The organism is Rhizobium sp. BK275 (genome assembly GCF_014193555.1).
Lineage (GTDB): Bacteria > Pseudomonadota > Alphaproteobacteria > Rhizobiales > Rhizobiaceae > Rhizobium.
The window spans coordinates 245,044-267,999 of the sequence record NZ_JACHZL010000008.1; the positions used below are offsets into that span (position 1 = coordinate 245,044).

21 protein-coding genes are annotated in these 22,956 nt (G+C 59.8%); 10 read left to right on the top strand and 11 right to left on the bottom strand.

Annotated elements, in window-relative coordinates; translation table 11 throughout:
• From FHT82_RS24650 to FHT82_RS24675, 6 genes are all read left to right on the top strand, one after another.
• Entirely contained in the window at nucleotides 1–1,629 is a 1,629-nt protein-coding gene (locus FHT82_RS24650) for an adenylate/guanylate cyclase domain-containing protein (RefSeq protein WP_183735309.1), read from the top strand.
• A 179-nt stretch (nucleotides 1,630–1,808) separates the two neighbouring features.
• On the top strand, nucleotides 1,809–2,024 hold the full coding sequence (gene rpsU, locus FHT82_RS24655; RefSeq protein WP_003542939.1) for a 30S ribosomal protein S21: 216 nt from the start codon (nucleotides 1,809–1,811) through the stop codon (nucleotides 2,022–2,024).
• A gap of 137 nt (nucleotides 2,025–2,161) precedes the next feature.
• The gene (locus FHT82_RS24660; RefSeq protein WP_183735310.1) at nucleotides 2,162–3,028 is read left to right on the top strand and encodes a tetratricopeptide repeat protein; all 867 of its coding nucleotides are present in this window, start codon (nucleotides 2,162–2,164) and stop codon (nucleotides 3,026–3,028) included.
• Between the two features lie 24 nt (nucleotides 3,029–3,052).
• The gene (locus tag FHT82_RS24665; protein WP_183735467.1) at nucleotides 3,053–4,126 is read left to right on the top strand and encodes an FAD-dependent oxidoreductase; all 1,074 of its coding nucleotides are present in this window, start codon (nucleotides 3,053–3,055) and stop codon (nucleotides 4,124–4,126) included.
• Between the two features lie 211 nt (nucleotides 4,127–4,337).
• On the top strand, nucleotides 4,338–5,981 hold the full coding sequence (locus FHT82_RS24670; RefSeq protein ID WP_183735311.1) for a sensor histidine kinase: 1,644 nt from the start codon (nucleotides 4,338–4,340) through the stop codon (nucleotides 5,979–5,981).
• A 62-nt stretch (nucleotides 5,982–6,043) separates the two neighbouring features.
• Entirely contained in the window at nucleotides 6,044–6,526 is a 483-nt protein-coding gene (locus tag FHT82_RS24675; protein WP_183735312.1) for a DUF992 domain-containing protein, read from the top strand.
• A gap of 148 nt (nucleotides 6,527–6,674) precedes the next feature.
• Here FHT82_RS24675 and FHT82_RS24680 read toward each other — a convergent pair whose 3' ends face one another.
• From FHT82_RS24680 to FHT82_RS24705, 6 genes are all read right to left on the bottom strand, one after another.
• Nucleotides 6,675–8,069 (bottom strand): NAD(P)(+) transhydrogenase (Re/Si-specific) subunit beta, encoded by a 1,395-nt coding sequence (locus FHT82_RS24680; RefSeq protein ID WP_183735313.1) that lies wholly within the window; start codon nucleotides 8,067–8,069, stop codon nucleotides 6,675–6,677.
• 7 nt (nucleotides 8,070–8,076) lie between these two features.
• Nucleotides 8,077–8,475 carry a proton-translocating transhydrogenase family protein gene (locus FHT82_RS24685; protein WP_007817406.1) on the bottom strand — a complete coding sequence of 133 codons (399 nt, stop codon included), beginning with the start codon at nucleotides 8,473–8,475 and terminating at the stop codon, nucleotides 8,077–8,079.
• Nucleotides 8,475–9,623, bottom strand: a complete 1,149-nt coding sequence (locus tag FHT82_RS24690; protein ID WP_183735314.1) for a Re/Si-specific NAD(P)(+) transhydrogenase subunit alpha — start codon at nucleotides 9,621–9,623, stop codon at nucleotides 8,475–8,477. The genes FHT82_RS24685 and FHT82_RS24690 overlap by 1 nt, the downstream gene beginning before the upstream one ends.
• A 107-nt stretch (nucleotides 9,624–9,730) precedes the next feature.
• Entirely contained in the window at nucleotides 9,731–9,955 is a 225-nt protein-coding gene (locus tag FHT82_RS24695) for an aa3-type cytochrome c oxidase subunit IV (protein ID WP_183735315.1), read from the bottom strand.
• A gap of 267 nt (nucleotides 9,956–10,222) precedes the next feature.
• A complete protein-coding gene (locus tag FHT82_RS24700; protein ID WP_183735316.1) occupies nucleotides 10,223–10,975 on the bottom strand; it encodes a hypothetical protein in 753 nt (250 codons plus the stop codon).
• A 145-nt stretch (nucleotides 10,976–11,120) separates the two neighbouring features.
• The gene (locus FHT82_RS24705) at nucleotides 11,121–13,427 is read right to left on the bottom strand and encodes an EAL domain-containing protein (RefSeq protein WP_183735317.1); all 2,307 of its coding nucleotides are present in this window, start codon (nucleotides 13,425–13,427) and stop codon (nucleotides 11,121–11,123) included.
• Nucleotides 13,428–13,744: 317 nt separating this feature from the next.
• Here FHT82_RS24705 and FHT82_RS24710 point away from each other — a divergent pair, with 317 nt between their 5' ends.
• Together FHT82_RS24710 and FHT82_RS24715 are read left to right on the top strand one after the other, a co-directional pair.
• Nucleotides 13,745–14,284, top strand: a complete 540-nt coding sequence (locus tag FHT82_RS24710) for a TRAP transporter small permease subunit (RefSeq protein ID WP_183735319.1) — start codon at nucleotides 13,745–13,747, stop codon at nucleotides 14,282–14,284.
• A gap of 22 nt (nucleotides 14,285–14,306) precedes the next feature.
• Nucleotides 14,307–15,803: a TRAP transporter large permease subunit gene (locus FHT82_RS24715; protein WP_183735320.1), complete on the top strand. Its 1,497-nt coding sequence runs from the start codon at nucleotides 14,307–14,309 to the stop codon at nucleotides 15,801–15,803.
• A gap of 80 nt (nucleotides 15,804–15,883) precedes the next feature.
• Here the strand turns inward: FHT82_RS24715 and FHT82_RS24720 are convergent, their stop codons facing one another.
• Nucleotides 15,884–16,990 carry a TRAP transporter substrate-binding protein gene (locus FHT82_RS24720; protein WP_183735321.1) on the bottom strand — a complete coding sequence of 369 codons (1,107 nt, stop codon included), beginning with the start codon at nucleotides 16,988–16,990 and terminating at the stop codon, nucleotides 15,884–15,886.
• Between the two features lie 237 nt (nucleotides 16,991–17,227).
• On the opposite strand from FHT82_RS24720, the gene FHT82_RS24725 reads away from it, so the two are divergent.
• Entirely contained in the window at nucleotides 17,228–18,007 is a 780-nt protein-coding gene (locus FHT82_RS24725; RefSeq protein ID WP_183735322.1) for a gamma-glutamyl-gamma-aminobutyrate hydrolase family protein, read from the top strand.
• A gap of 55 nt (nucleotides 18,008–18,062) precedes the next feature.
• On the opposite strand, the gene FHT82_RS24730 is transcribed toward FHT82_RS24725, so the two are convergent.
• The 4 genes from FHT82_RS24730 to FHT82_RS24745 form a co-directional block, all read right to left on the bottom strand.
• Entirely contained in the window at nucleotides 18,063–19,094 is a 1,032-nt protein-coding gene (locus FHT82_RS24730; protein ID WP_183735323.1) for an aldo/keto reductase, read from the bottom strand.
• 264 nt (nucleotides 19,095–19,358) lie between these two features.
• Nucleotides 19,359–20,315, bottom strand: coding sequence for a 2-hydroxyacid dehydrogenase (locus FHT82_RS24735; RefSeq protein ID WP_183735324.1), 957 nt, complete (start codon nucleotides 20,313–20,315; stop codon nucleotides 19,359–19,361).
• A gap of 24 nt (nucleotides 20,316–20,339) precedes the next feature.
• A complete protein-coding gene (locus tag FHT82_RS24740; protein WP_183735325.1) occupies nucleotides 20,340–21,362 on the bottom strand; it encodes a LacI family DNA-binding transcriptional regulator in 1,023 nt (340 codons plus the stop codon).
• Nucleotides 21,363–21,481: 119 nt separating this feature from the next.
• The gene (locus FHT82_RS24745; RefSeq protein ID WP_183735327.1) at nucleotides 21,482–21,991 is read right to left on the bottom strand and encodes a MarR family transcriptional regulator; all 510 of its coding nucleotides are present in this window, start codon (nucleotides 21,989–21,991) and stop codon (nucleotides 21,482–21,484) included.
• Between the two features lie 83 nt (nucleotides 21,992–22,074).
• Here FHT82_RS24745 and FHT82_RS24750 point away from each other — a divergent pair, with 83 nt between their 5' ends.
• The gene (locus FHT82_RS24750; protein WP_183735329.1) at nucleotides 22,075–22,866 is read left to right on the top strand and encodes a creatininase family protein; all 792 of its coding nucleotides are present in this window, start codon (nucleotides 22,075–22,077) and stop codon (nucleotides 22,864–22,866) included.
• Nucleotides 22,867–22,956 lie beyond the last annotated feature (90 nt).

Consider the following 22,956-nt stretch of genomic DNA (forward strand, 5'->3'; position numbering starts at 1 on the left):
ATGGCAGATCCGCAAGGAGAGACCACGGCAAGAACTGCCGAAGATTCGGCTTTCACCGCGCGCAGAAGCGGCTACTGGCTGGTCGTCGTCGTGCTGGCGATGCTGGCCGGACTGCCGCTTGCTGTCTGGCTCGATATCAGCGATCTCTCCGAAAGCGCTCTGCGCCGGCAGGCGCGGGACATGAGTTCGCTCGTCACAAGTATCCGCTCCTATTATTCGGCCAATGTCGTCGGCCGGGTGCTTGCTGCCCATCAGGCAGGTGACGTCAGCGGCACCGTCGTCTCCCACAACTATGCCAATATTCCAGGCGCCATTCCGCTGCCGGCGACGCTTTCGCTGGAACTCGGCGACGTCATCAGGGAGCAGCAGGCCAATATTACCTATCGGTTCCTCTCGGATCTCCCCTTCAAGAACCGTGCGCCTCACGATCTCGATAGTTTCGAAAAGGCGTCGCTCACGGCTCTGCGCACCAATTCCGGCCAGACGCTGACGGATCTCACCCGCGTCGGATTTACCGATACGCTGCGGCTCATCACACCTGTCGTCATGGGTCAGGCCTGTGTGGCCTGCCACAATACCCATCCCGAAAGCCCGAAGAAAGACTGGAAGGTGGGCGATGTGCGCGGCATCCAGGAAGTCATCATCCGTCAGCCCTATGCGAGCAATATTCTCGCCTTCAAATATCTGCTCTGCTACTTCCTCTTCGTCGCCATCATCGGCATCAGCTTCATCGTCCTGCAGCGTCAGCAGACGCGCGTCATCCACAGCGCCAACCGCGACCTTGAAGCCGCAAACGAATTCCTCGCCAGCGTTTCTCTCAAGATTTCCCGTTACCTGCCGCCGCAGATCTACAAGAGCATCTTCAGCGGCCAGAAGGATGTGGTCGTCCACACCGAGCGCAAGCGCCTGACGATCTTCTTCTCCGACATCAAGGATTTCACCGCGACGACAGAGCGCCTGCAGCCGGAAGCACTGACGGAGATGCTGAACGAATATCTGACCGAAATGTCCGCCATCGCACTCAACCATGGCGGCACGGTGGACAAGTTCATCGGCGATGCGATGCTGGTGTTCTTCGGCGATCCCGAGACCAAGGGGCCGGAGGAAGACGCCAAGGCATGCCTGCGCATGGCGGTGGACATGCAGCGCCGGCTCGGTGAACTGAAGGACAGATGGCGCAGAAACGGCACCGAGGAGCCCTTCGTGGTACGCATGGGGATCAACAGCGGTTACTGCAACGTCGGCAATTTCGGCAGCAACGACCGCATGGACTATACGATCATCGGCGCCGAAGCGAACCTCGCCGCCCGCCTTCAATCGATTGCTCAGGGCGGCGAAATCGTCATCAGCTACGAAACCTATGCGCTGGTGAAGGATATCGTTGACGCCCATCCCCTGCCGCCGATCACCATGAAGGGGATCCAGCGGGAGATCGTACCTTACGCCGTGGACGGGCTGATGCTCGGCACCGATCACAAGAGCCGCGTTCTGAGCGAACATCTGGCCGGCCTGGACCTGCATCTGGACATGGCTCGGCTTGAGCCCGCCGACCGTTCCCGCGTGATAGCCGCGCTGAAGGAAGCGATCGCCGCGCTCGACGAAACCAAGCCCGAGACGGCCCGCTTCTAGCGCCCCGTAATCATGGCCGGCATTTTTCCGCCCATTCGCACATGCCGTCTGGACTTCACTCCCTCGATCTGCTATCCCGCTTCACCAATCGCAAGGCTGCGGCCGCGCGAACGTTATATTTTTGCCCCAGGCGCTGCGCCGCCTTCCGGCATCAACCAAACCAAAGGAACGTGATTCTCGTGCAGGTACTTGTCCGCGATAACAATGTTGACCAGGCTCTCCGCGCTCTCAAGAAGAAGATGCAGCGCGAAGGCATTTTTCGCGAAATGAAGATGCGCGACTACTACGAGAAGCCGTCGCAGAAGCGTGCTCGCGAAAAGGCCGAGGCTGTTCGTCGCGTTCGCAAGCTGGCCCGCAAGCGCGCGCAGCGCGAAGGTCTGGTTGCAGCACGCTGAGGCGGCCGTCGTTTTTTCGACGTTTTCAGGTGCATGTGTGGCGGGGGCGATGAGTTTCGCCGCCGCCTTTTTTAATTTGCTGCTGAAGATTGCATATCCGCCTTGCCGGATATGATGCATGGGGAAAGCGAGCCCGAATGGCTATAATAACCTTCAACCCGTCCCGCTCGTTGCGTTCGCAGAAATCGGTCGTATTTGCCTCTCTGGCTCTTATCGCCGCACTTGGCCTTGCCGGTTGCGAAACGACCAACACGTCTGATGCTGTGATCCGCATCGACAAGGCGCAGGGCTCGCAGGAAAACATCGCGTCGCTGACGGCCGTCATCAATGCCAATCCGCGCGATCCGGAAGGCTATAATGTCCGCGGTTCCGCCTATGGTCGCGCCGGAGAGTTCCGCAAGGCGCTCGACGACTTCAATACGGCGCTGCAGATCAACCCGCGCTTCTTCCAGGCCTATGCCAACCGCGCGCTGGTCTACCGCAACATGGGTCAGCAGGCGCAGGCGATCGGCGATTACAATGCCGCGCTGCAGATCAATCAGAGCTATGACGTCGCCTATATCGGCCGCGGCAATGTCTACCGCATGGCCGGCCAGGACGATCAGGCCTTCAACGATTTCTCGAGAGCGATCCAGCTCGGCACGACGGATGGCCGTGCCTACCACAACCGTGGCCTGATCTATCAGAAGCGCAATCAGCAGGATAAGGCGATCGACGACTTCTCGAAGGCGATCTCGCTCTCGCCGAACTCGCCCGAGCCCTATAATGGCCGCGGCATTTCCTATATCGCGCTGAACGACGACGACAACGCCTTCGCTGATTTCAACCACGCGATCGAGCTGAATGGCAACCTCGCCGAATCCTGGGCAAACCAGGCTCTTGTCTACGAGCGCCGCGGCGAGAAGGATAAGGCAATCCGTTCCTACCGCCACGCTGTCGGCCTCGATCCGAAGTACCAGCCAGCCCGGGACGGCCTTGCCCGCGTCGGCGGCACGGCCGGCTAGCAGAAACAGGAAAAGGTGATGACGATGACAGCGAAACCGCATGTGATCGTCGTCGGCGCCGGCATCATTGGCGCCTCCATCGCCTGGCATCTCACACGCAAGGGTGCAGCAGTCACCATCATCAGCGAAGAACTCGGCGGTGTGGCGACACCTTGCTCCTTTGCCTGGATCAATGCGAGCTGGGGCAATCCTGAATTCTATTTCCATTTCCGCCGCAGGGCGATGGCCGAATGGAAGCGGCTGACGCGGGAACTGCCCGGCCTGCCGCTTACCTGGTGCGGCGGCCTCTGCTGGGATATACCGCCGGCCGATCTCGAAACCTATGCCGATGAGCATGGCCGTTGGGGCTACGGTATCACCCGGCTGAACCGGGAAGAAAGCGCGCTGCTCGAACCCGGCCTCGGCGAATATCCGGATTTCGCCCTCTATATCGCAGAAGAAGGTGCGGTGGAGCCTGTTGCCGCCGCACGTTTGATGCTTGCTGATGCTGAGGCGCATGGTGCGACATTCGTTCATGCCACGGTCAACGGTCTGCTTCAGAGTGGTGGACGAGTCATCGGGGTCGTCACGTCGGAAGGCATGCGCGAAGCCGATCATGTCGTGCTGGCCGCAGGCGCAGGCGCAGTTCCGGTCGCTGCCTCGGCGGGAATAACATTGCCGCTCTCCACGCCGGCCGGCCTGATCGTGCACTCCCGTCCTGTCTCGAAACGCTTGAACGGCCTCGTCATGACACCGCGTCTGCATATGCGCCAGACAGCGGAAGGCCGTATCATCGCCGGCACGGATTTCGGTGGCGGCGCTCCCTGCGAAGACCATCAGGCAAGCGCTGCGGAACTCTTCGCACACGTGAAGGCGACGATCATAGACAATGGCGATTTGAAGCTCGATTTCTTCACTATCGGCTATCGCCCGACACCGGCTGATGGTTTTCCCATCATCGGAAATGCCGGCCTGCCGGGTCTCTACGCCGCGGTGATGCACTCCGGTGTCACACTTGCCCCGCTTGCGGGCCTGCTGGCAGCCGAAGAGCTTCTGTCAGGCAAGAGTGACGAAAGCCTCATGCCTTTCCGGTTGCAGCGCTTCGCCGAAGCAGGATAGTCGACAATAAAATTGACGATTTTACACCTGACTATTTTAGTAGGTTGCAACCAAATGCCCTGCCCCCTAACATGACCGTGCTTTGATAGCGGGCTATTGGGCGGTACGAATGTAAGGGGCGTTTGCGAGCGATGCGGATTCTTGCTTTCGTGACAGCAGGCGAAACCGTGCTTCCGCAGCATCCAGCCCCGACAGACCAGGGGCGGCATCGATGAAGTTTGCCGTACGTCTTTTCCCGAAAGCTGCGATCGGAACATATCTCGTCGCCATGGCCGTGGCGATTGCGCTACCGATCTTCGCCTTCGTTGCCCTTCTTCTCATGCAGTTGGAAGATAATCAGCGGTCCACACTCAAGCGCGAAACCGCACAGGATGCGCTGGCGCTGTCGCGAACCATCGACCGCCAGCTTCAGGATATGGCGACGACTTTGCGGCTGCTGTCCTCCTCGCCGGAGCTGGAGGGCGGCGACTATGAGTCTTTCTACAATCGTACAGAAACGGCGCTGCGCGGCGATACGCTCTATGTGATCGCCGTCGACAGGGCCGGGCAGCAATTTCTCAATACCCGTCGCGCCTTCGGCACGCCGCTCGGAAAGACGACGAACATCGCGGCTTTCGAAGCCGCGATGAAGTCCGGCCGGATCGAAGCCTCCGACGTCTTCGTGGGTGCAACGAGCGGCACGTGGGTCTATAACGTCACCCTACCGCGTGACGAGGATCCTGTCGCCGCATTGATCATCACCCAGAATGCCAACGACCTCGCAAAACTCGTCACGACCGAAGGTCTTGCCTCCGGCTGGTCGGCAGCGGTGATCGATCAGGGTGGTCATGTCGTAGCGAGCCGCGGCCCCGCTAATCTGCAGCCCGGCGAAGCCTTCGACCCACGCATTCTGCCCTCGCTCGTCGCTTCCAGCGGCGTTTTCGAAGACAGCGATATCCTCCCGCACGCCATGCTGGGCTATGCGCAGATTCCCGGCTGGTCCTGGAAGACGGTGGTATGGGGACCGATCGCTACTGCGCAGGCACCAATACTCAGCACCTGGCGCTTCCTGCTGATCGGCGGCCTCGTGCTGCTGCTCGTCGCCGTGCTTGCCGCCTATGCCGTTGCCCGACAAGTCCGTTCCACGATCCGTGAAATTGCCGACATGGCGAACCGGCTCGGCGAAGGCCATATCGTCTCGCCGGTCGAAACCAGCGTTATCGAGGCCAACCAGGTAGCGATTGCGCTTTCCAATGCCTCTTTCGACCGCAGCCAGAGCGAGGACCGGCTGCGCTTCGTCATGCATGAACTGGTCCATCGTACCAAGAACCTGCTGACGCTCGTTCTCGCCATGATGCGTCAACTCTCCAAACAGGCCGACAGCGTCGAGACATTCCGGCTGGCCGTCGCCCATCGCCTTGAAGGGCTCGTGCGCTCGATCGAGCTTCTGACAGGCGAACAGTGGTCCGGCGTCTCGCTGCATCGCGTCATCGATATTCATCTTCAGGCTTTTCCGCAGGCCCGTGAGCAGGTGAAAATCGAGGGTACGGATTTTATCCTCAAGCCCGATGCCGTTCAGAACCTCGGCCTAGCACTGCATGAACTTGCTACCAACTCAGTAAAATACGGAGCGCTGTCCGTGCCTCAAGGCCGTGTGCGTTTCGAATGGCAGCCGGCAGAGGACGACATGCTGCGTTTCACCTGGACTGAAAGCGGCGGTCCGCCGGTCAAACCGCCGGCGCGCACTGGCTTCGGCACCACCGTCATCAAGGCGCATGCCGCCGCCGCTTTCCGGGGCAAGGTCGATATTGACTTCCGCCCGGAAGGTCTCGTCTGGATCCTCACCGCCCAGCGTGGGATGATGGAGCGCGAGTAGCGCAACCGGAACAATCACTGCAACCGTCCGTTTCGAACAGGTCATTCAAAAGGAGAAGGACCATGTTCAAGCAAACCATGATTGCGGCTGCAGTCGTCTCGGCTGCAGCCTGGGCCGGGTCTGCCACAGCTGCCGACTATATGTCGCTTGGCCGGCTCGTCTGCGGATCGGATGGCGGCCAGGGGCTGATCGTCACGTCTGAGAAGAACCTGATCTGCACCTATACGCCAGCTTCCGGTGGCCCGAAGGCGGTCTATGCCGGCAAGATCGAAAAATTCGGCATCGATATCGGCCAGACCGGCAAGAGCGTGATGATCTGGCAGGTGCTTGCCAAGACCGGCACCAATGTTCCCGATTTCGCGCTGGCAGGAGAATATTACGGCATTGGCGCCGATGCCAGCCTCGGTGCCGGTGGAGGTGCCAAGGTCATTGCCGGCGGCACCAACAAGGCCTTCATGCTGCAGCCGCTGAACCTGCAGGCCCAGGAAGGTCTCAATCTCGCCGTCGGTGTCGAGAAGATGACACTGGTGCCGGGCGAAATCTGATCGCTCCCGGCGGCAAATGAAAAGCCCGCCGAAGCGGGCTTTTCGATGAGAGCAATTCCAGCGGAAATGCGCAGCGGCTTTGCGTCGGGAACTGTGTAAGAACAAGGCGATAGAGCATTTTCGGGATTCGAGGAAAAACGAAAACGCGCTAATGAGCGATCGCCTTGTTGATCTCTTCCGTCACCTTCTTGGCATCGCCGAGCAGCATCATCGTGCCGTCCTTGTAGAACAGCGTGTTGTCGATGCCGGCGTAGCCCGAGCCGAGCGAGCGCTTGACGAACAGGCAGGTCTTGGCCTTATCGACGTCGAGGATCGGCATGCCGTAGATCGGCGAGGTCTTGTCGTCGCGCGCCGCCGGGTTGGTGACGTCGTTGGCGCCGATGACATAGGCGACATCGGCCTGGGCAAATTCCGAGTTGATGTCCTCAAGCTCGAAGACTTCGTCATAAGGCACATTGGCCTCGGCAAGCAGCACGTTCATATGGCCGGGCATGCGGCCGGCGACCGGATGAATCGCGTACTTCACCTCCACGCCGTTCTTCTTGAGATTATCGGCGAGTTCGCGCAGCGCATGCTGTGCCTGCGCCACCGCCATGCCGTAACCAGGCACGATGATGACTTTCGAGGCATTCGCCATCAGGTAGGCCGCATCTTCGGCCGAGCCGAGCTTAACGGTCTTGTCCGAGTTATCCGCCGCACCACCCGACGTCTCGCCGCCGAAACCGCCGAGGATGACGGAGATGAAGGAGCGGTTCATACCCTTGCACATGATATAAGACAGGATCGCACCCGAGGAGCCGACCAGCGCGCCGGTGACGATGAGCGCCAGATTGCCGAGCGTGAAGCCGATGCCGGCGGCGGCCCAGCCCGAATAGGAATTCAGCATCGACACGACGACTGGCATGTCGGCGCCGCCGATCGGCACGATCAGAAGCACGCCGAGCGCCAGCGACAGAGCCACGACCGCCCAGAAGTCGAAATGGCTTTCCGTCACCGCCAGCCCGATGATGAAGAGCACGATCAGGGCAAGCAGGGTGATGTTGATCAGATGCCGGAAGGGCAGCAGGATCGGCTTGCCGGACATGCGCCCGTCGAGCTTAAGAAAAGCGATGATGGAGCCGGTGAAGGTCAGCGCACCGATCGCCACGCCGAGCGCCATTTCGATGCGTGCTTCGGTGTGGATCTGACCGATCTCGCCGATTCCGAAGGCATCAGGCGTATAGAGCGCCGATGCGGCGACCAGAACCGCGGCAAGGCCGACCAGCGAATGGAAGCCGGCCACGAGCTGCGGCATCGAGGTCATGGCGATGGTGCGGGCGATATAGGCGCCCGCACTGCCGCCGATGGCAAGACCGAGGATGATGAGCACGAAGCCGCCGAAATCCGGTGTTGCCAGCACCAGCGTGGTGAGGATCGCAATCCCCATGCCGATCATGCCATAGAGATTGCCCTTGCGGCTGGTGGCCGGATGCGAGAGCCCGCGCAGCGCCAGGATGAAGAGCACGCCGGAAACGAGATAGAGGAAGGCTGCAAGATTGGTCATCGGCGCCTCACTTGTCCTTCTTGCGGTACATTGCCAGCATGCGCTGTGTGACGAGGAAGCCGCCGAAGATATTCACCGAGACGAGTACGAGGGCCACGAAACCGAAGCCGGTCGCAAGGCCGCTGGTCGAAATGCCGACCGCAAGCAGCGCACCGACGACGATGACCGAGGAGATCGCATTGGTCACGGCCATCAGCGGCGTATGCAGCGCCGGCGTCACCGACCAGACGACGTAGTAGCCAACGAAGATCGACAGCACGAAGATCGCGAACTGGAAGACGAAGGGATCGATCGCCCCGCCGGTTGCGGCACTTGCCGCCTCAGGTGCCTGGGCAGCAGCGGTGATAACCGCGGTGACGGCCTGGTCGAGCTGTTCCAGCGCCTTGTCCATTGCTTCACTGGCCATCAGTTATCCCCCTTCTTGGCGCCGCCGAATGCCGGATGCACGACATCCCCCGCATAGGTCAGCATCGTCGCCTTGATGAGCTCGTCTTCGAGGTTGAGCACGACCGATTTCGTTTCCTTGTTCACCATCGTCTCCAGGAAGGTGACAAGGTTCTTGGCATAAAGCGCGGAGGCACTGGCGGCCACACGGCCCGCCATGTTCGAGAAGCCGACTACCTTCACGCCTTCGACATCGGCGACCTCACCCGCGACCACGCCTTCGATATTGCCGCCACGCTCGACCGCGAGATCGACAGCCACCGCACCCGGCTTCATCGAAGCCAGCATGGCGCGCGACACCAGCCGCGGCGCCGGACGGCCGGGGATGAGTGCGGTCGTGATGACGATGTCCTGCTTGGCGATATGCTCGGCTACGAGTGCCGCCTGCTTGGCCTGGTATTCGGTGGACATTTCCTTGGCATAGCCGCCGGCCGTTTCCGCCGCCTTGAACTCTTCGTCCTCGACGGCGATGAACTTGGCGCCGAGCGAGGCGACCTGTTCCTTGGCCGCGGGGCGGACATCTGTCGCCGAGACGGCGGCGCCAAGACGGCGCGCCGTCGCGATCGCCTGCAGACCGGCAACGCCCGCACCCATGACGAAAACCTTGGCGGCGGGAACCGTACCTGCCGCCGTCATCATCATCGGCAGGGCTCGGTCATAAACGACGGCGGCTTCGATGACGGCCTGATAGCCGGCAAGATTGGCCTGGGATGACAGCACGTCCATCGACTGCGCGCGGGTAATGCGCGGCATCAGTTCCATGGAGAAGGTGGAAAGACCCGATCGAGCCATCGCGGCAACCGCCTCGTCATTGCCATAGGGATCCATGATGGCGATGACGACGGCACCGGCTTTGTAGCCGGCAATTTCGCTTTCGCTCGGCCGGCGGACCTTGAGGATGACATCGGCGGACGCTGCATCCGCGAATGTGCCGATTGCAGCACCGACGGCCTCGAACTCGCTGTCCGGAATGCGGGAAAGCGTTCCGGCGCCTGATTCAACGATAATATCGAAGCCGAACGACCTCATCTTTTTCACGGTTTCGACAGACGCGGCAACGCGCGTCTCATCATCAGTGATTTCCTTTGCTACGAAAATGATATTCGCCAACTGCCCCCTCCTCCGGGTCAGCTGGACCGTCGCAGGCTGCTTGCCTGCGCGGGCCAAGCATCTACATCACAAAGTTCGGAAAAACCTTGTCTTCCCGCAGGCCGCGCTTAGCGGAGCAGAAAGATGCCGGCGACGAGAATGATGAGGAAGACGAGGATGCCGCCGAGGAAGCCGGCGCCGCCGAAGAAACCTGCAGCCATGGCAAGCATCAGGGCAATTAGAATCATCGTGCCGTATTTCGTGCCGGCAATGAACATGTCGTAGGTCTTTTCATGTTCCTTGTAGTCCATCGGCGCGCCGGTCTCGACCGGTCCGGTATGATGTTCGGCCATGAATATCGTCTCCCTGAAATGCCTTAACGCTGCCTGATTCCCTTGCCCCAGCAAGGCAAACCCCTACCCGCAGGGATTACACAATGACGGGCGAAAGCGCAATGCATGAGAATGCCGCAGGAACGCCTCACCGCGACATCATCCGAACGAAAAGACGACCTCAACGGCCGGATGAAAGGAGGTCCGACGACAGATGCGGTTTTCGACTGTCGCCCACGCCTCATCTGCCCTGACGGGTATCGTCCCTCTATCGCGAAGAAAGAGAAATCACAGCGGCAGATCGGTACCAAGTTCGCCTGGCGGCACGAAACGCGCCGTCGGAATGATGGTGAGAGGCGGCAGCGTGTCGTTCGGCTTGCGCGAAAACATCATGCGCTGCTCGCTGGCGCTGGAGATGAAGAAGGGGTAACGCGTCAAAAGCTTGCGCCCGACCTCGACCACATTCGTTGCCATCAGCGTCACGTCAACCCCGTAACTCTCCGCCAGTCGGCCGGGCACAATGGTATCGGCATAGAAGACCCGCTTGTAGAAGGCGGCATGCGGGGGCCGGACGGACTGAATAACGCGGTCAGCCCGGAAATACGCTGCCGCAACGATGGCGGGTCTCAGCGTCAGATAAGGAACCCATGGCATGTTGGCGGTGAGTTCCGGATCAGCCGCAAAACGCGCCGGGTCGATCAAGGTCAGCCCCGCGTCCAAAAGCTCATCCATCGCCTCGGGAAAGGCCTCTCCGGACCGACTGATACGATGATCCGGCGTCACATAGTGAATTCGGATCGTACTGACCAGTTCGCCATAATAGTAAAGACCGAAAATATAGGCATGGCTGTCGAAATCGACATCGTCCAATAGGCCTTCCGGGGCAAGCGACAGCGCGCCATGAGCCTTATAGGCCTTATAGCGCAGCCGCTCCACCTCCTCCATGTCTTCGTTGCTTTCGACACGGCGATATTCGACGTGGTCTAGAATTTCCAGGATTTTCCTGCTGAAATCGCCACGCGTAAAAAGTGTGTCTGACATTCTCTCGATCCGCTCGTTAACGGATCATTAATCATACGCCGCCGATATATAGGCAAGAAAATCTGAGAATTTGCGTTAAATTTAAATTATTAAGGTTAACGGCCCGCAAGATTTTCGGCTGGACAACCAGTCACTTGCAGGAGGCTCAGGCGACCTTGGTGCGACGGCGCTGGACGGTGCGGCGGCCGATGATGCCCTCTTGCAGCAGCGTGATGTTCTGGGAGGGCACGGGCGGCGAGAAAACATAGCCCTGCACGAGGTCGGCGCTGCGGTGCTTGTTGAGTAGCGCCAGCTGCTCCTCGGTCTCCACACCCTCGATGACAATTTTGAGGCCGAGTTCGCGGGCGAGATTGACGGTGCCACGCAGAAGCTTGAGGCGGCGGGTATCCTCGACGATGTTGCGCACGAAGGAGCGGTCGATCTTGACGATATCGAGCGGCAGCGTGTCGAGATAGCTGAGGCTGGAGAAGCCGGTGCCGAAATCGTCGATGGCGATGGTGATGCCACGGAACCTGAGTTCCGCCAGGATGGCGCGCACCGCCGCCGGTTCGTCGATCAGGCAGCTTTCGGTTACCTCGAGATGAAGCCGCGCCGCCGCCAGGCCGGATTGGGCAAGCGCATCGGCGACGACTGAAAGGATGTCAGCGTCGCGCAGATCCCGTGCCGAAAGGTTGACCGAGACAGCGATGTGTTCCGGCCAGGTCATGCATTCGCTGCAGGCCTTGAACAGCACGAAACGAGTGATGTCGGAGATGATGCCCATATCCTCGGCGAGCCGGATGAAGACGTCGGGTGGGATCGAGCCCCTTTCCGGATGCACCCAGCGCGCCAAGGCCTCGGCGCATTCGATGCGCGCACCATCAGCCTTGAACATAGGCTGGAAGACGAGGTGCAGCGCATTTGCAGCCACCGCCTCGCGTAAATCCGCCTTCAGCTTCTGCTGCTCGATATAGCGGCCGTCCATCTCGCGCTCGAAACCGGCGATGCCACCCTTTATGCGCGACTTGCTTTCGAATAGCGCAAGGTCAGCCTTGACGCTCCATTCGTCCATGGCGAAGGCATCGCTCTCAAGAACAGCATAACCGGCACTGAGCGAGACGAGGAAGGTTACTTCATCGACTTCATATTGCCCCTGGACGGCGGCATGCAGCTTGCGGATGTCGGCATCCAGCACCTGCTTGTCGCGCGCATGCGGGAAGAAGAGGATGAACTGATCCCCCATCAGGCGGCCAACGATCGCATTGCCAGCCATCTCCTTGACCCGCATGGCGATCGCACACAGCAGATGGTCGCCGGTGACATGGCCCCGCATGTCGTTGACATGCTTGAACTCGTCGATATCGAGGATCATGAAACCGAGAGGGCCACGCTTTTTCGGATGTCTGGTGAGGTACTCCTGCACGCGCTGGCCGAAATATTCGCGATTCGGCAGACCTGTCAGTGCATCGAAGCGCACCATATGCAGGATCTTCTGCTCGGCCTTCACGCGGCTCGAAACGTCTTCGAAAATCAATACGGCGCCGCCATCCGCACGTCGGCTCGCCGAAAATTCCAGCGACAAACCCTCAGGAAAATGGATGAGCGTACGTGACAGACTGCCTTCGGCGACCTGCGTCAGCTGCCGCAGGATCAACTCCGGCTGGGACGCGTCCATGAAGCTGTAGCGCGCGCCATAGCGCAACACTGCGCCGAGATCGCGATCCTTCAGCCGATCCGGTGCGCCGATCTTCAGGAGCTCGCAGGCCTTGCGGTTGATGACCTGGATCCGGTTCTCCGTATCGACCATGACGAGGCCGTGCGGCATGTTGTTGAGCGCCGTATCAAAACGGTCGGCGATGATAGTGATTTCCCGGCGCGCAATGACGTTCTCATAGAGAAACTCGCGTACGCCGTTCGCCATGGCCCGCGTCGTCAGCCAGAAAGGAATGAGGAAGATCGAGAGCACGCCGCGATAGAAATCCAGCGCCAGGAGGCTGCAGACGATCATCGGCAGGCAACAGAAGAGCGTCTGGAGGTCGACCGCGAAGCGCGAGCCGTAGTTGCGGCCGACGACGGAAACCATGGTCGCCATGGTGACGGAAATGCAGGCAAGCTCCGCAAAGGAATCACGCACGACGAAGATGGCATAGCCACTGGCGATGCCGAGGAGCGCGGTGGTGCAGGCTCCACTGGCAACGAGAATCCGCTCCCAACGCTCGATTCCGGCGTGCGGCAGGCTCTGCTTGTCGACACGGTCGAATTGCCGGAAGATGACCATGCGAGCGCCGAAGACCAGAAGGAAGGCGACCGACAGCAGGATGTAGATCGAGTACTGTGTCTTGGCAGCCACGGCAAGGCACGTCGCAACATGCACAATCACGCCAACAAGAAGCGTCATGCGGTTCCCGGAGAGAGAACTCACAAACGACAGATACACATCCTTAGGGACCCTGTTCGGGTTATGTGGCTTCATCCATACTTTCCCTGTGCGCAGGGAATGTAAACCGAACCCTTTAAAAATTGATTTCAAACGGTTCAAACATTTGGTCAATTTTTCTAAAACCATAGGATGAGCTGCATATCCAGCACGCGATATTGCAGCTTTATCGCGAGATTATTGAAAAATATATCCGCGCGAAAGTTGTTGGAATCTCTGACGGCATCACAATCCTTAGCCGCATAAGACTATATTCCAAGGCGGACCATTTATCCTTCCAATTTCAAAAACCCTGGTCTACACCGGTTATAGAGGGAGAACTGCCGAAAACGGCAAACAATAAGGGGAGGCGAATGTCGGTATTTCTGGCCGCCAGTCGACTGATCGACTCGATCAGCGAGTTCATTGGCAAACTGTCCGAATATATGGTTCTGTTCTGCTGCCTGATCAGCGCCGGCAATGCGATGGTGCGCTACGCATTCAACTACAGCTCGAACGGCTGGCTGGAAATCCAGTGGTATCTCTTCGCCTTCGTCGTCCTCCTCGGCGCGTCGCATACCCTTCGTAAGAACGAGCATGTACGCGTCGATCTGATCTATGGCTCCGTCTCCGACAGGGCAAAGATCTGGATCGACATCATCGGCCTGATCGTCTTTCTCATCCCGGCCTGTCTCTTCCTCGCAATTCTCTGCTGGCCCTATTTCCTGCTCGCCTATCAGCAGGGTGAGGTTTCAGCCAATGCCGGCGGCCTCATCCGCTGGCCTGTGAAGCTGATGCTCTTTGCCGGCTTCGCACTCCTGACCCTCCAGGGCATTTCGGAATTGATCAAGAGAATCGCCGCGCTGACCGGCACGATCGAGATCGATACGAAATACGAAAAGCCGCTGCAGTAACTCGGCGCCCGGAGGAACGGATTTGTTTGACTACGGTATCATCCCGCCGGCCATGTTCCTTGGCATGGTCATCTTCATGCTCTACGGCTTCCCCGTCGCCTTTTCGCTCGCCGCAGTCGGCCTTTTCTTCGGCATCATCGGCATTGTGACCGGCCATTTCGGAGAGGTCTTCCTGCAGGCGCTGCCACTGCGCTTCTTCGGCATCGTCTCCAACGATCTGCTGCTGGCGATCCCCTTCTTCACCTTCATGGGTGCGATATTGGAGCGATGCGGACTGGCCGAAGATCTGCTCGAAGGCACTGGCAAACTCTTCGGCGGCATCCCCGGCGGCCTTGCCTATGCCGTCATTCTGGTCGGTGCCGTGCTTGGCGCCATCACCGGCACGGTCGCAGCCTCGGTCATCACCATGGGCGTCATCTCCCTGCCGATCATGCTGCGCTATGGCTACAGCCCGCGGCTTGCAACGGGCGTCATCGCCGCCTCGGGCACGATTACCCAGGTCATTCCGCCTTCGCTGGTGCTGGTGGTGCTTGCCGACCAGCTCGGTCGCTCCGTCGGCGACATGTATCTCGGCGCAATCGGTCCTTCGATCCTGCAGGTGGCGATCTTCGTCGCCTATATCCTGATCCTGTCAATCATCAACCCGAAGGCGATGCCACCGCTGCCCAAGGACGTGCGCGGCGATTTCGACTGGGCGTTGCTGATAAAGGTACTGTGGGGCATGATCCCCTCGATCGTGCTGATCTTCCTTGTGCTCGGCACCATCTTCATGGGCCTCGCCACTCCGACGGAAGCAGGCGCGCTTGGCGTCGTCGGCGCCATGGTGCTTGCCGCCCTGCACAGTCGCCTCACCTGGCCGCTGATCCGCGAAGCCATGAGCACGACCACGCACATCACCTCGATGGTGGTGATGATCCTGATCGGCTCGACCTGCTTCAGCCTCGTCTTCCAGGGCATGGACGGCACACGCTGGATCGAACACATGCTCTTGGGCATCCCCGGCGGACCTGTCGGCTTCCTGATCTTCGTCAACATTTTCATCTTCATCCTCGCCTTTTTCCTCGATTTCTTCGAGATCGCCTTCATCGTCATCCCGATGCTGGCGCCGGTCGCCTCCAGTCTCGGTATCGACCTGATCTGGTTCGGCGTCTTGATCTGCGTGAACATGCAGACGAGCTTCATGCATCCGCCCTTTGGCTTCGCGCTCTTCTACCTGCGCTCCATCGCCAACAGGGATGTCCGCACCAAGGATATCTATCTCGGCGCCCTGCCCTGGGTCGGCATGCAACTCATTCTCGTGGCGATTGTGATCTTCTGGCCGGAATCGGTCACCTATTGGCTGGATCACGGTCCGAAAGTGGACCCGAACTCGATCAAGATCGAAGTACCGGGTTTCGGCGGTCAGCTCGGCCTGCCGTCATTCGGGGCGCCGGGCGGCAGCAATGGCTCGCCGCAGATTCCGGGCTTGACCCTACCGGCCCTGCCGAGCACGCCCCCGCCGATACCCCCCGCGCAGTAAAGCATTTACGCGAAAACGAAAGCCCAGGATTTTCATCCAGGGCTTTCGAGGCCGATATCGCTGAGAAACGGCAGAATGCCTTAGATCTTGCCCGCGCGCTGCTGGATCATCATGAATGTATCGAACGTATATTCCGACAGCTGCATCCAGAGATAGGCGTCTCTCTTGAAAGCAGTCTGATCATCGTAGATTTTCCTGAAATACTGGTTCGTGCCTGAGATTTCGCCGTAGATCCCCATCGCAGCCTGGAAGCAGGCTTCCATGATCTCCTGGCTGAACGGCCTCAGGGTCGCCCCCTCCGCAACAAGCTGCTTCAACGCGCTTGGGTTCTTCATGTCGTATTTCGCCAGCATGTTGGTGTTGGCGAAGGCGCAGGCGTCGTTGAGCGCCGCCTGATAGTGCTTCGGCAGGCTGCTCCATTTATCGAGATTGAAGAAGGCGTGCACCGTCGGGCCACCTTCCCACCAGCCCGGGTAATAATAGTACTTCGCCACCTTGTGGAAGCCGAGCTTCAGGTCGTCATACGGACCGACGAATTCTGCCGCATCAATCGTTCCCTTTTCGAGCGCCGGGTAGATGTCGCCGCCGGCGATCTGCTGCGGGATGACGCCGACCTTCTCCATAACACGGCCGGCGAGACCGGCAATGCGCATCTTGACACCCTTGAGATCATCGAGCGTGTTGATCTCCTTGCGGAACCAGCCGCCCATCTGGGCGCCGGTATTGCCGGCCGGCAGGGCATACATTCCCTGCGTGGCATAGAATTCGTTCATCAGCGTATTGCCGTTGCCCTGGTAAAACCAGGCATTGGTCAGGCGGCTGTTCAGTCCGAACGGAATGGCCGTTCCGATCGCGTAGGTCGGGTCCTTGCCGACGAAATAATAGGACGTGGTGTGGGCTGCCTCAACGGTACCGGCGGCCACCGCATCGACGGCCTGCAGGCCCGGGACGATTTCACCGGCTGCGAAAGGCTGGATCGTGAAATTGCCATCCGTGGCAGCAGAAACATGCTTGGCGATATCTTCGGCGCCGCCATAGATCGTGTCCAGGCTCTTCGGAAACGACGAGGTCATACGCCAGGAAATCTTCGGGTTTTCCTGCGCAACTGCAGGCGCAGCCAATGCAGTTGCGGCAACGGCTCCGGCGCCGGCTGTTCCCGCCTTTTTCATAAATGAACGACGATCCATCAAAAACCTCCCGTATAGATGGCACTGCGTGGCAATCCTCACCCCTACCCGCAGTAGGGGCAAAGCTAAGCATGGCGGAAGAAGCGTTTCAAGCTTTCGTCTATTAGTCTTTGGGATCACGACGCTTCTGTGGCGCGAGCCACACATCCATCGGAATCAGCAGCTTAGCAGCCAAGCGTTGACTTACCGCCCATTCTGGAGGCAGAAACGTCTGCTAGTGTTTTCTCCGGGACGAAAATGACGAAACCGATCGTTGCTATTCCTGCCGATATCCGCATCCTCGATGGCGCAACCTGGCATGCGGCGCAGCATCAATATCTCCGCGCGGCCCTGAATGCCGCCGGCGTGATGGCTTTCATCATTCCCGCCTTCGAGGAAGGGTACGACACGGATGCGATCCTCGACCGGGTCGACGGCGTGCTGGTATCCGGCTCAGCCAGCAATGTGCACCCCTCGCTCTACGGCCTCGAAGCTGCGGAAGCCGACGGCCCCTTTGACCCGGCCCGCGACGCCACGAGCCTGCCGCTGATCCGCCGTGCCATCGACCGCGCCATTCCACTTCTTGCCATCTGCCGCGGCATTCAGGAATTGAACGTTGCCCTTGGCGGCTCGCTTGCCAGTGAAATCCAGGAGCAACCTGGCATCTGGGATCACCGTAAACCTGATGTCACGGATCGCGACCATATGTACGCGATCCGCCAGAGCGTTTTCATCAGGGAAGGCTCCTGCATTGCTGGCATCGTCGGCGCCGGCGAGATCCGCGTGAACTCCCTGCATCGGCAGGCAATCGCCAGGACCGCGCCGCGCCTGCAGGTGGAAGCCACGGCAGAGGACGGCACGATCGAGGCCGTCTCCGTCATCGACGCCAAGGCCTTCGCCGTCGGCGTACAGTGGCATCCGGAATATTGGGCCGAGACCGACAAGCCTTCAAACAAGCTCTTCACCGCTTTCGGCGATGCTGTCAGGGGTTACGCCGCGAGCAGGCTGCCGCCGCTGCCGGCACAGGCAATCGGCTGAAACAGAAAGGCCGCCGGATCGCGCCGACGGCCTTGTTTCTTTCTGATCGAATGGCTCAGCGACCGCCTTCGATCTTGCGATGACGCTGATTGGCGCCATGGACGCCATAGGGATATTGCCCCGGTGTCGGCGCACTGATCTCATTGAGCTTCGCCGTCTCCTCCTCTGACAGCACCAGTTTCGCAGCCTCAAGATTGTCGGCAAGCTGTTCTGAGGTGCGGGCGCCGAGGATGACTGAGGTCACGGCCGGACGTGCCGCGACCCAGGCCAGTGCCACCTGAGCCATGCTGACACCGCGTGCCCTAGCGATCTCTTCGACAGCAGTGATGATGTCCCAGGTCCGCTCCTGCGCATTGCGGCCCGCATAGGCTTCGCCGCCACGGTTGGGATTTTCGCCGAGGCGCGTCGCACCCGTCGGCATCTCGTCACGTTTGTACTTACCGGTCAGCCAGCCGCCGCCGAGCGGTGACCATGGCAACAGACCCATGCCGGCATCCTTGCAGGCATCGACGATCTCGAGCTCGATGTCGCGCATCAGCAGGTTATATTGCGGCTGCAGCGTCACCGGAGGCGTATAGCCCTGGGCCTTGGCGATTTCGGAAGCCTTGGCAATATGCCAGCCGACATAGTTGGAGAAACCATAATAGCCGATCTTGCCGGCGCGAACAGCATCGTCGAGGAAGCGCAGCGTCTCCTCGATCGGCGTCAGGGCATCCCATGCATGCATCTGGTAGAGATCGATATGCTCGACGCCCAGACGGCGCAGCGAGTCGTTGAGCGCTTGATTGAGGTGACGGCGGGAAAGACCGATATCGTTCGGCCCGTCGCCCATCGGGAAGCGGCCCTTGGTGGCGATCACCGCCTGCTGTGCCTGCGTCGGGCGCGCCTTGAGCCAACGGCCGATAATCTCCTCCGATGCACCGGCGCTGTAGACGTCTGCAGTATCGATGAAATTGCCGCCCCAGGCGAAGTAGTCGTCGAGCATCTTGAAGGAAGCCGCCTCATCGGATTCCTTCCCGAAAGTCATGGTACCCAGGCAATATGCGGTGACGACGGCCCCGCTGGGACCGAGCTTGCGATAATCCATTTCTGCCTCCTTCCAGAAAACGCCGGCTGCCGGCATGAAAAAACGCCGGGCGGAGCAGACGCTCCCCGATCAAATCGCTATGTATAAGCTTGAGACGGCGAAATGCCGCCGATGACAGTTACGGCCGCAACAAACGGGCGCGACCGGAGCTAACCATAGCCAATCCTTCCCGGCCGACCAAGTAGGGAAACGGGAAAAAGTCCAAGGGCAAAAAAGGAAAAAGCGAAAACTCCCTCCGCCTTCGGAGGGGATGGCAGCGACGAGCTACGACTTGACGGGCGTTTCCGCCACCGGGGTAACCGGCTTGCCCTGTTCGAACCAGGTGATCAGGTTTGCGGCCACCAGATCCGCCATGGCATTACGCGTCGGCACCGAAGCCGAGGCTACATGCGGCAACAGGACCGTATTCGGCGCGGCCAACAATCCCGCCGGCACGTTCGGCTCGTCATAGAAAACGTCCAGGCCGGCAGCGCCGATCGCGCCTGCATTCAGCGCGGCAACCAGGTCATCCTCATCCACCGTCCATCCACGGCCGACATTGACCAATACGCCATCAGGGCCGAGCGCGGCGAGAACCTCCGCATTAACAGTCTTGTGGGTTTGCGGCGTCTTCGGCACGATCGCAATCAGCGTGTCGACGGCCTCGGCGAGCCCCTTCAGCGTCGGCTGGTAATCATAGGGTGCATCGGCATGGCGCGAGCGGGTGTGATAGCTGATCTTCACCTTGAAAGGTTCCAGCCGTTTGGCAATCTCTAGGCCGATACGTCCGAGGCCGTAGAGGCCGACATGCCGGCCCTTCAGCGAAAAGCGCGTCAGCGGATAGGAAGCGCCCGGCTTCCAGTTGCCGTCCCGCAACCAGTTCTCCGCCTTGGGGATTTCGCGGATGGTGTTGAGCAGAAGCGCAATCGCCGTATCGGCAACCTCGTCGTTCAGCACGTCGGGCGTATTGGTGACGATGATGCCTTTCGAGCCTGCGAGCTTGGCATCGATGCCATCGTACCCGACGCCGAAACTGGCGACGATCTCGATAGAAGGCAACTGCTCGAACCAGGCAGCCGGAAAGGCTCCGCTGACTGCTACACCACGAATGCGTTTCGCCGTCTCGGCATCGAGCTTCAGCGTCTCGTCACGATCGACGGCTGTCACCTCGAAGCGGTCCTTCAACTGGGTAAGAACGCGATCATGCATCTTCCCGGGAACGAGAACGGCAATACGGGACATGGCTTTTCCTCTTGGCTTCGGCGGTCAGCTACGCGGCCGATAGGGGCTGGTGGACTGGCGGATACGCATTTCCGGCTTGATGAGATGGATGCCATCAGGCTCATGGCTGCCGGCAAGCCGATCAAGTAGGGCGCGGGCGGCAAGACGTCCAACCTCGGTCTGGCCGTTCCAGACAGTGGTCAGCGCCGGCGTTGCAATCGAGGCCTCTTCCAGGTCGTCATAGCCTGTGACCGAAATATCGCCGCCTGGCACCAGGCCGGCGCGGGCAATGCCGTTCATGAGGCCGATAGCGACCAGATCGTTCCAGCAGACGGCCGCCGTCGGCTTCTGCGGCAGGGAAAGGAAATGCACCGCGGCTTCGAAACCGCCTTGCTTGGAACGCGGGCCGGGAATGCGCAGGTTCGGATCGACCTCGATGCCGGCCTTGCGCAGTGCATTGACATAGCCCTGATAACGGTCGCGTCCTGTCGAGGTCTGGTCCGTGCCGCCGATCATGGCGATCGTCCGATGGCCGAGGCCGATCAGGTGATTGGTGGCAAGCGAAATACCGTAGCTGTCGTCACCGCGATAGGTCGGCACATCCTGACTGTCCATGGAGCGGGCGACGAGGATCGCCGGCATGCCGTTCTCTTCCGCAAGCTGGATGTCTTCCGGCGGCGTACCGATCGCCGGCGACATGATCACCCCGTCGCCGCCGAGCTGCAGCAGGGTTTCGATGAAGGTGCGCTGCTTTTCGACGGAATCGTAATGGTTGGAAAGAATGAAAGTGTGTCGGCTGCGGTCGAGTTCGCTTTCGATCGCCTTCAGGATCTCCCCGTAGAACGGGTTCATGATGTCGTGGACGACCACGCCGATAATGCCGGAGCGCGAGGTACGAAGGCTGGCAGCGCGGCGATTGTAGATATAACCCAGTGCGCGGGCCTGTTCCTTGATCTTTTCGCGGGTATTGCCTGCCACGAGGGGACTATCGCGTAAGGCCAGGGAAACGGTCGCCGTTGATATGCCGAGCGTTTCGGCAATCGTCGAAAGCTTGATCTTCTGAGCCACGTCTCCTCCTCCAGGCAACGCGTGAAGTCGATAACGGACTGCCGCAGCGCAGCGACAGCCTTAAAAAATTTAATTAAAAGATTTAAGCGGTGCAGGCAATTCGCCTTTTGAGGAAATTTTCAATCTTCCTCATCTTCGTCGACATGCATCGCCTCGGCCTGCAGATTGCCATCGATCGCCTTCAGCAGACGCACCAGATTGCGGATTTCCTTTTCGGAAAAACCGGACGTCGCAAGCTTGTCGCAGGAGGAAGCGGCAAGCTCGATCGCCTGCACGCTGCCGCGGCCGAGTTCGGTGAGATAGACCTTGGTGAGCCGGGCATCCTCGGCATCGGGCTTGCGCTCGAGGAAGCCTTGGGCCTCCATGCGGCCGATGGTGCGGGTCATGGTGGGTGCCTTGACGCCAAGCTTCTGGGCAAGTCCGCCCGCCGTCATGCCATCGCTTTCGGCAAGCGAAAGGATCACGCCGTCTTGGCCGGCATAAAGACCGCTTTCGAGCAGGTTGCGCGACAGGACCGTGCGCATGGAGCGGGCAGCCTGCGTCAAGGCCGGCGAAAGATCGACAATCGTGTATTCGGTCTGATCCTTCTTTTTCTTGTGCTTCTTGCCGTCCTTATGCTTCTTGCCCATTGCCATCCCTTTGATCTTTAAGCACTGCCCAGGCTGCGCTATGACATTGCCCATCATCTCGTCATAAACAAGAGGCAACGCCCGTGTTGGTTCCGTCGTTCCGTTTCGAGGACAATGATCCGGCGCTCGCTCCTGAGGCCCGTCACCACTGGATCGCGGTCCTGCCGCTCGGCGCCCATGAACAGCACGGTCCGCATCTGCCCTTCGAAACCGACACATTGATCGCGCAGGGTGTCGTCGACAGGCTGAAAACCGCCCTTCCGGCCGGTTTGCCCGTCACCGTACTCCCCATCGAATCGGTCGGCTACTCCTTAGAGCACATGGATGTTGAAGGAACGAAGACGCTCTCTTTCGATACAGCCGTAAAGCGTTGGCTCGATATCGCTGAAAACCTCTCGACGCTCGGCATCCGCAAATTCGTGATGCTGAATGCCCATGGCGGCAACTCGCCGCTCATGACCATCGTCGCCACGGAAGCGCGCGTGCGCTTCAACATGCTGGCCGTCGCTACCAGCTGGACCCGCTTCGGCCTGCCGGAGGGCATCATTTCACCTCAGGAAAAGGCGATCGACATTCACGGCGGTGATATCGAAACATCCGTTATGCTGGCCTTATATCCGGACAGGGTGGATATGGAAAAAGCTGCCGATTTTCCCTCTCGCCAGACAGACTTCGCCGAGCGCTTCAAGCACCTGCGCGCCTATGGCCCGCACGCCTTCGGCTGGAAGATGTCGGATCTCAATCCGCAGGGCGTGGCCGGCAATGCCGCTAAGGCCACGGCGGAAAAGGGCGAAGCGCTGATTACCCATGCCGTTAACGGGTTGGTCGAGCTGCTGCAGGATATCGACGCCTTCGACGCAGAAACGCTGCGATGACCATCAGCTTTGCACAAAGGGCAATGTGATCTTATAACATACAAAACCCTTTGAACTGCCGCTTCCAAGCGCCTATATGAAACCGACCCA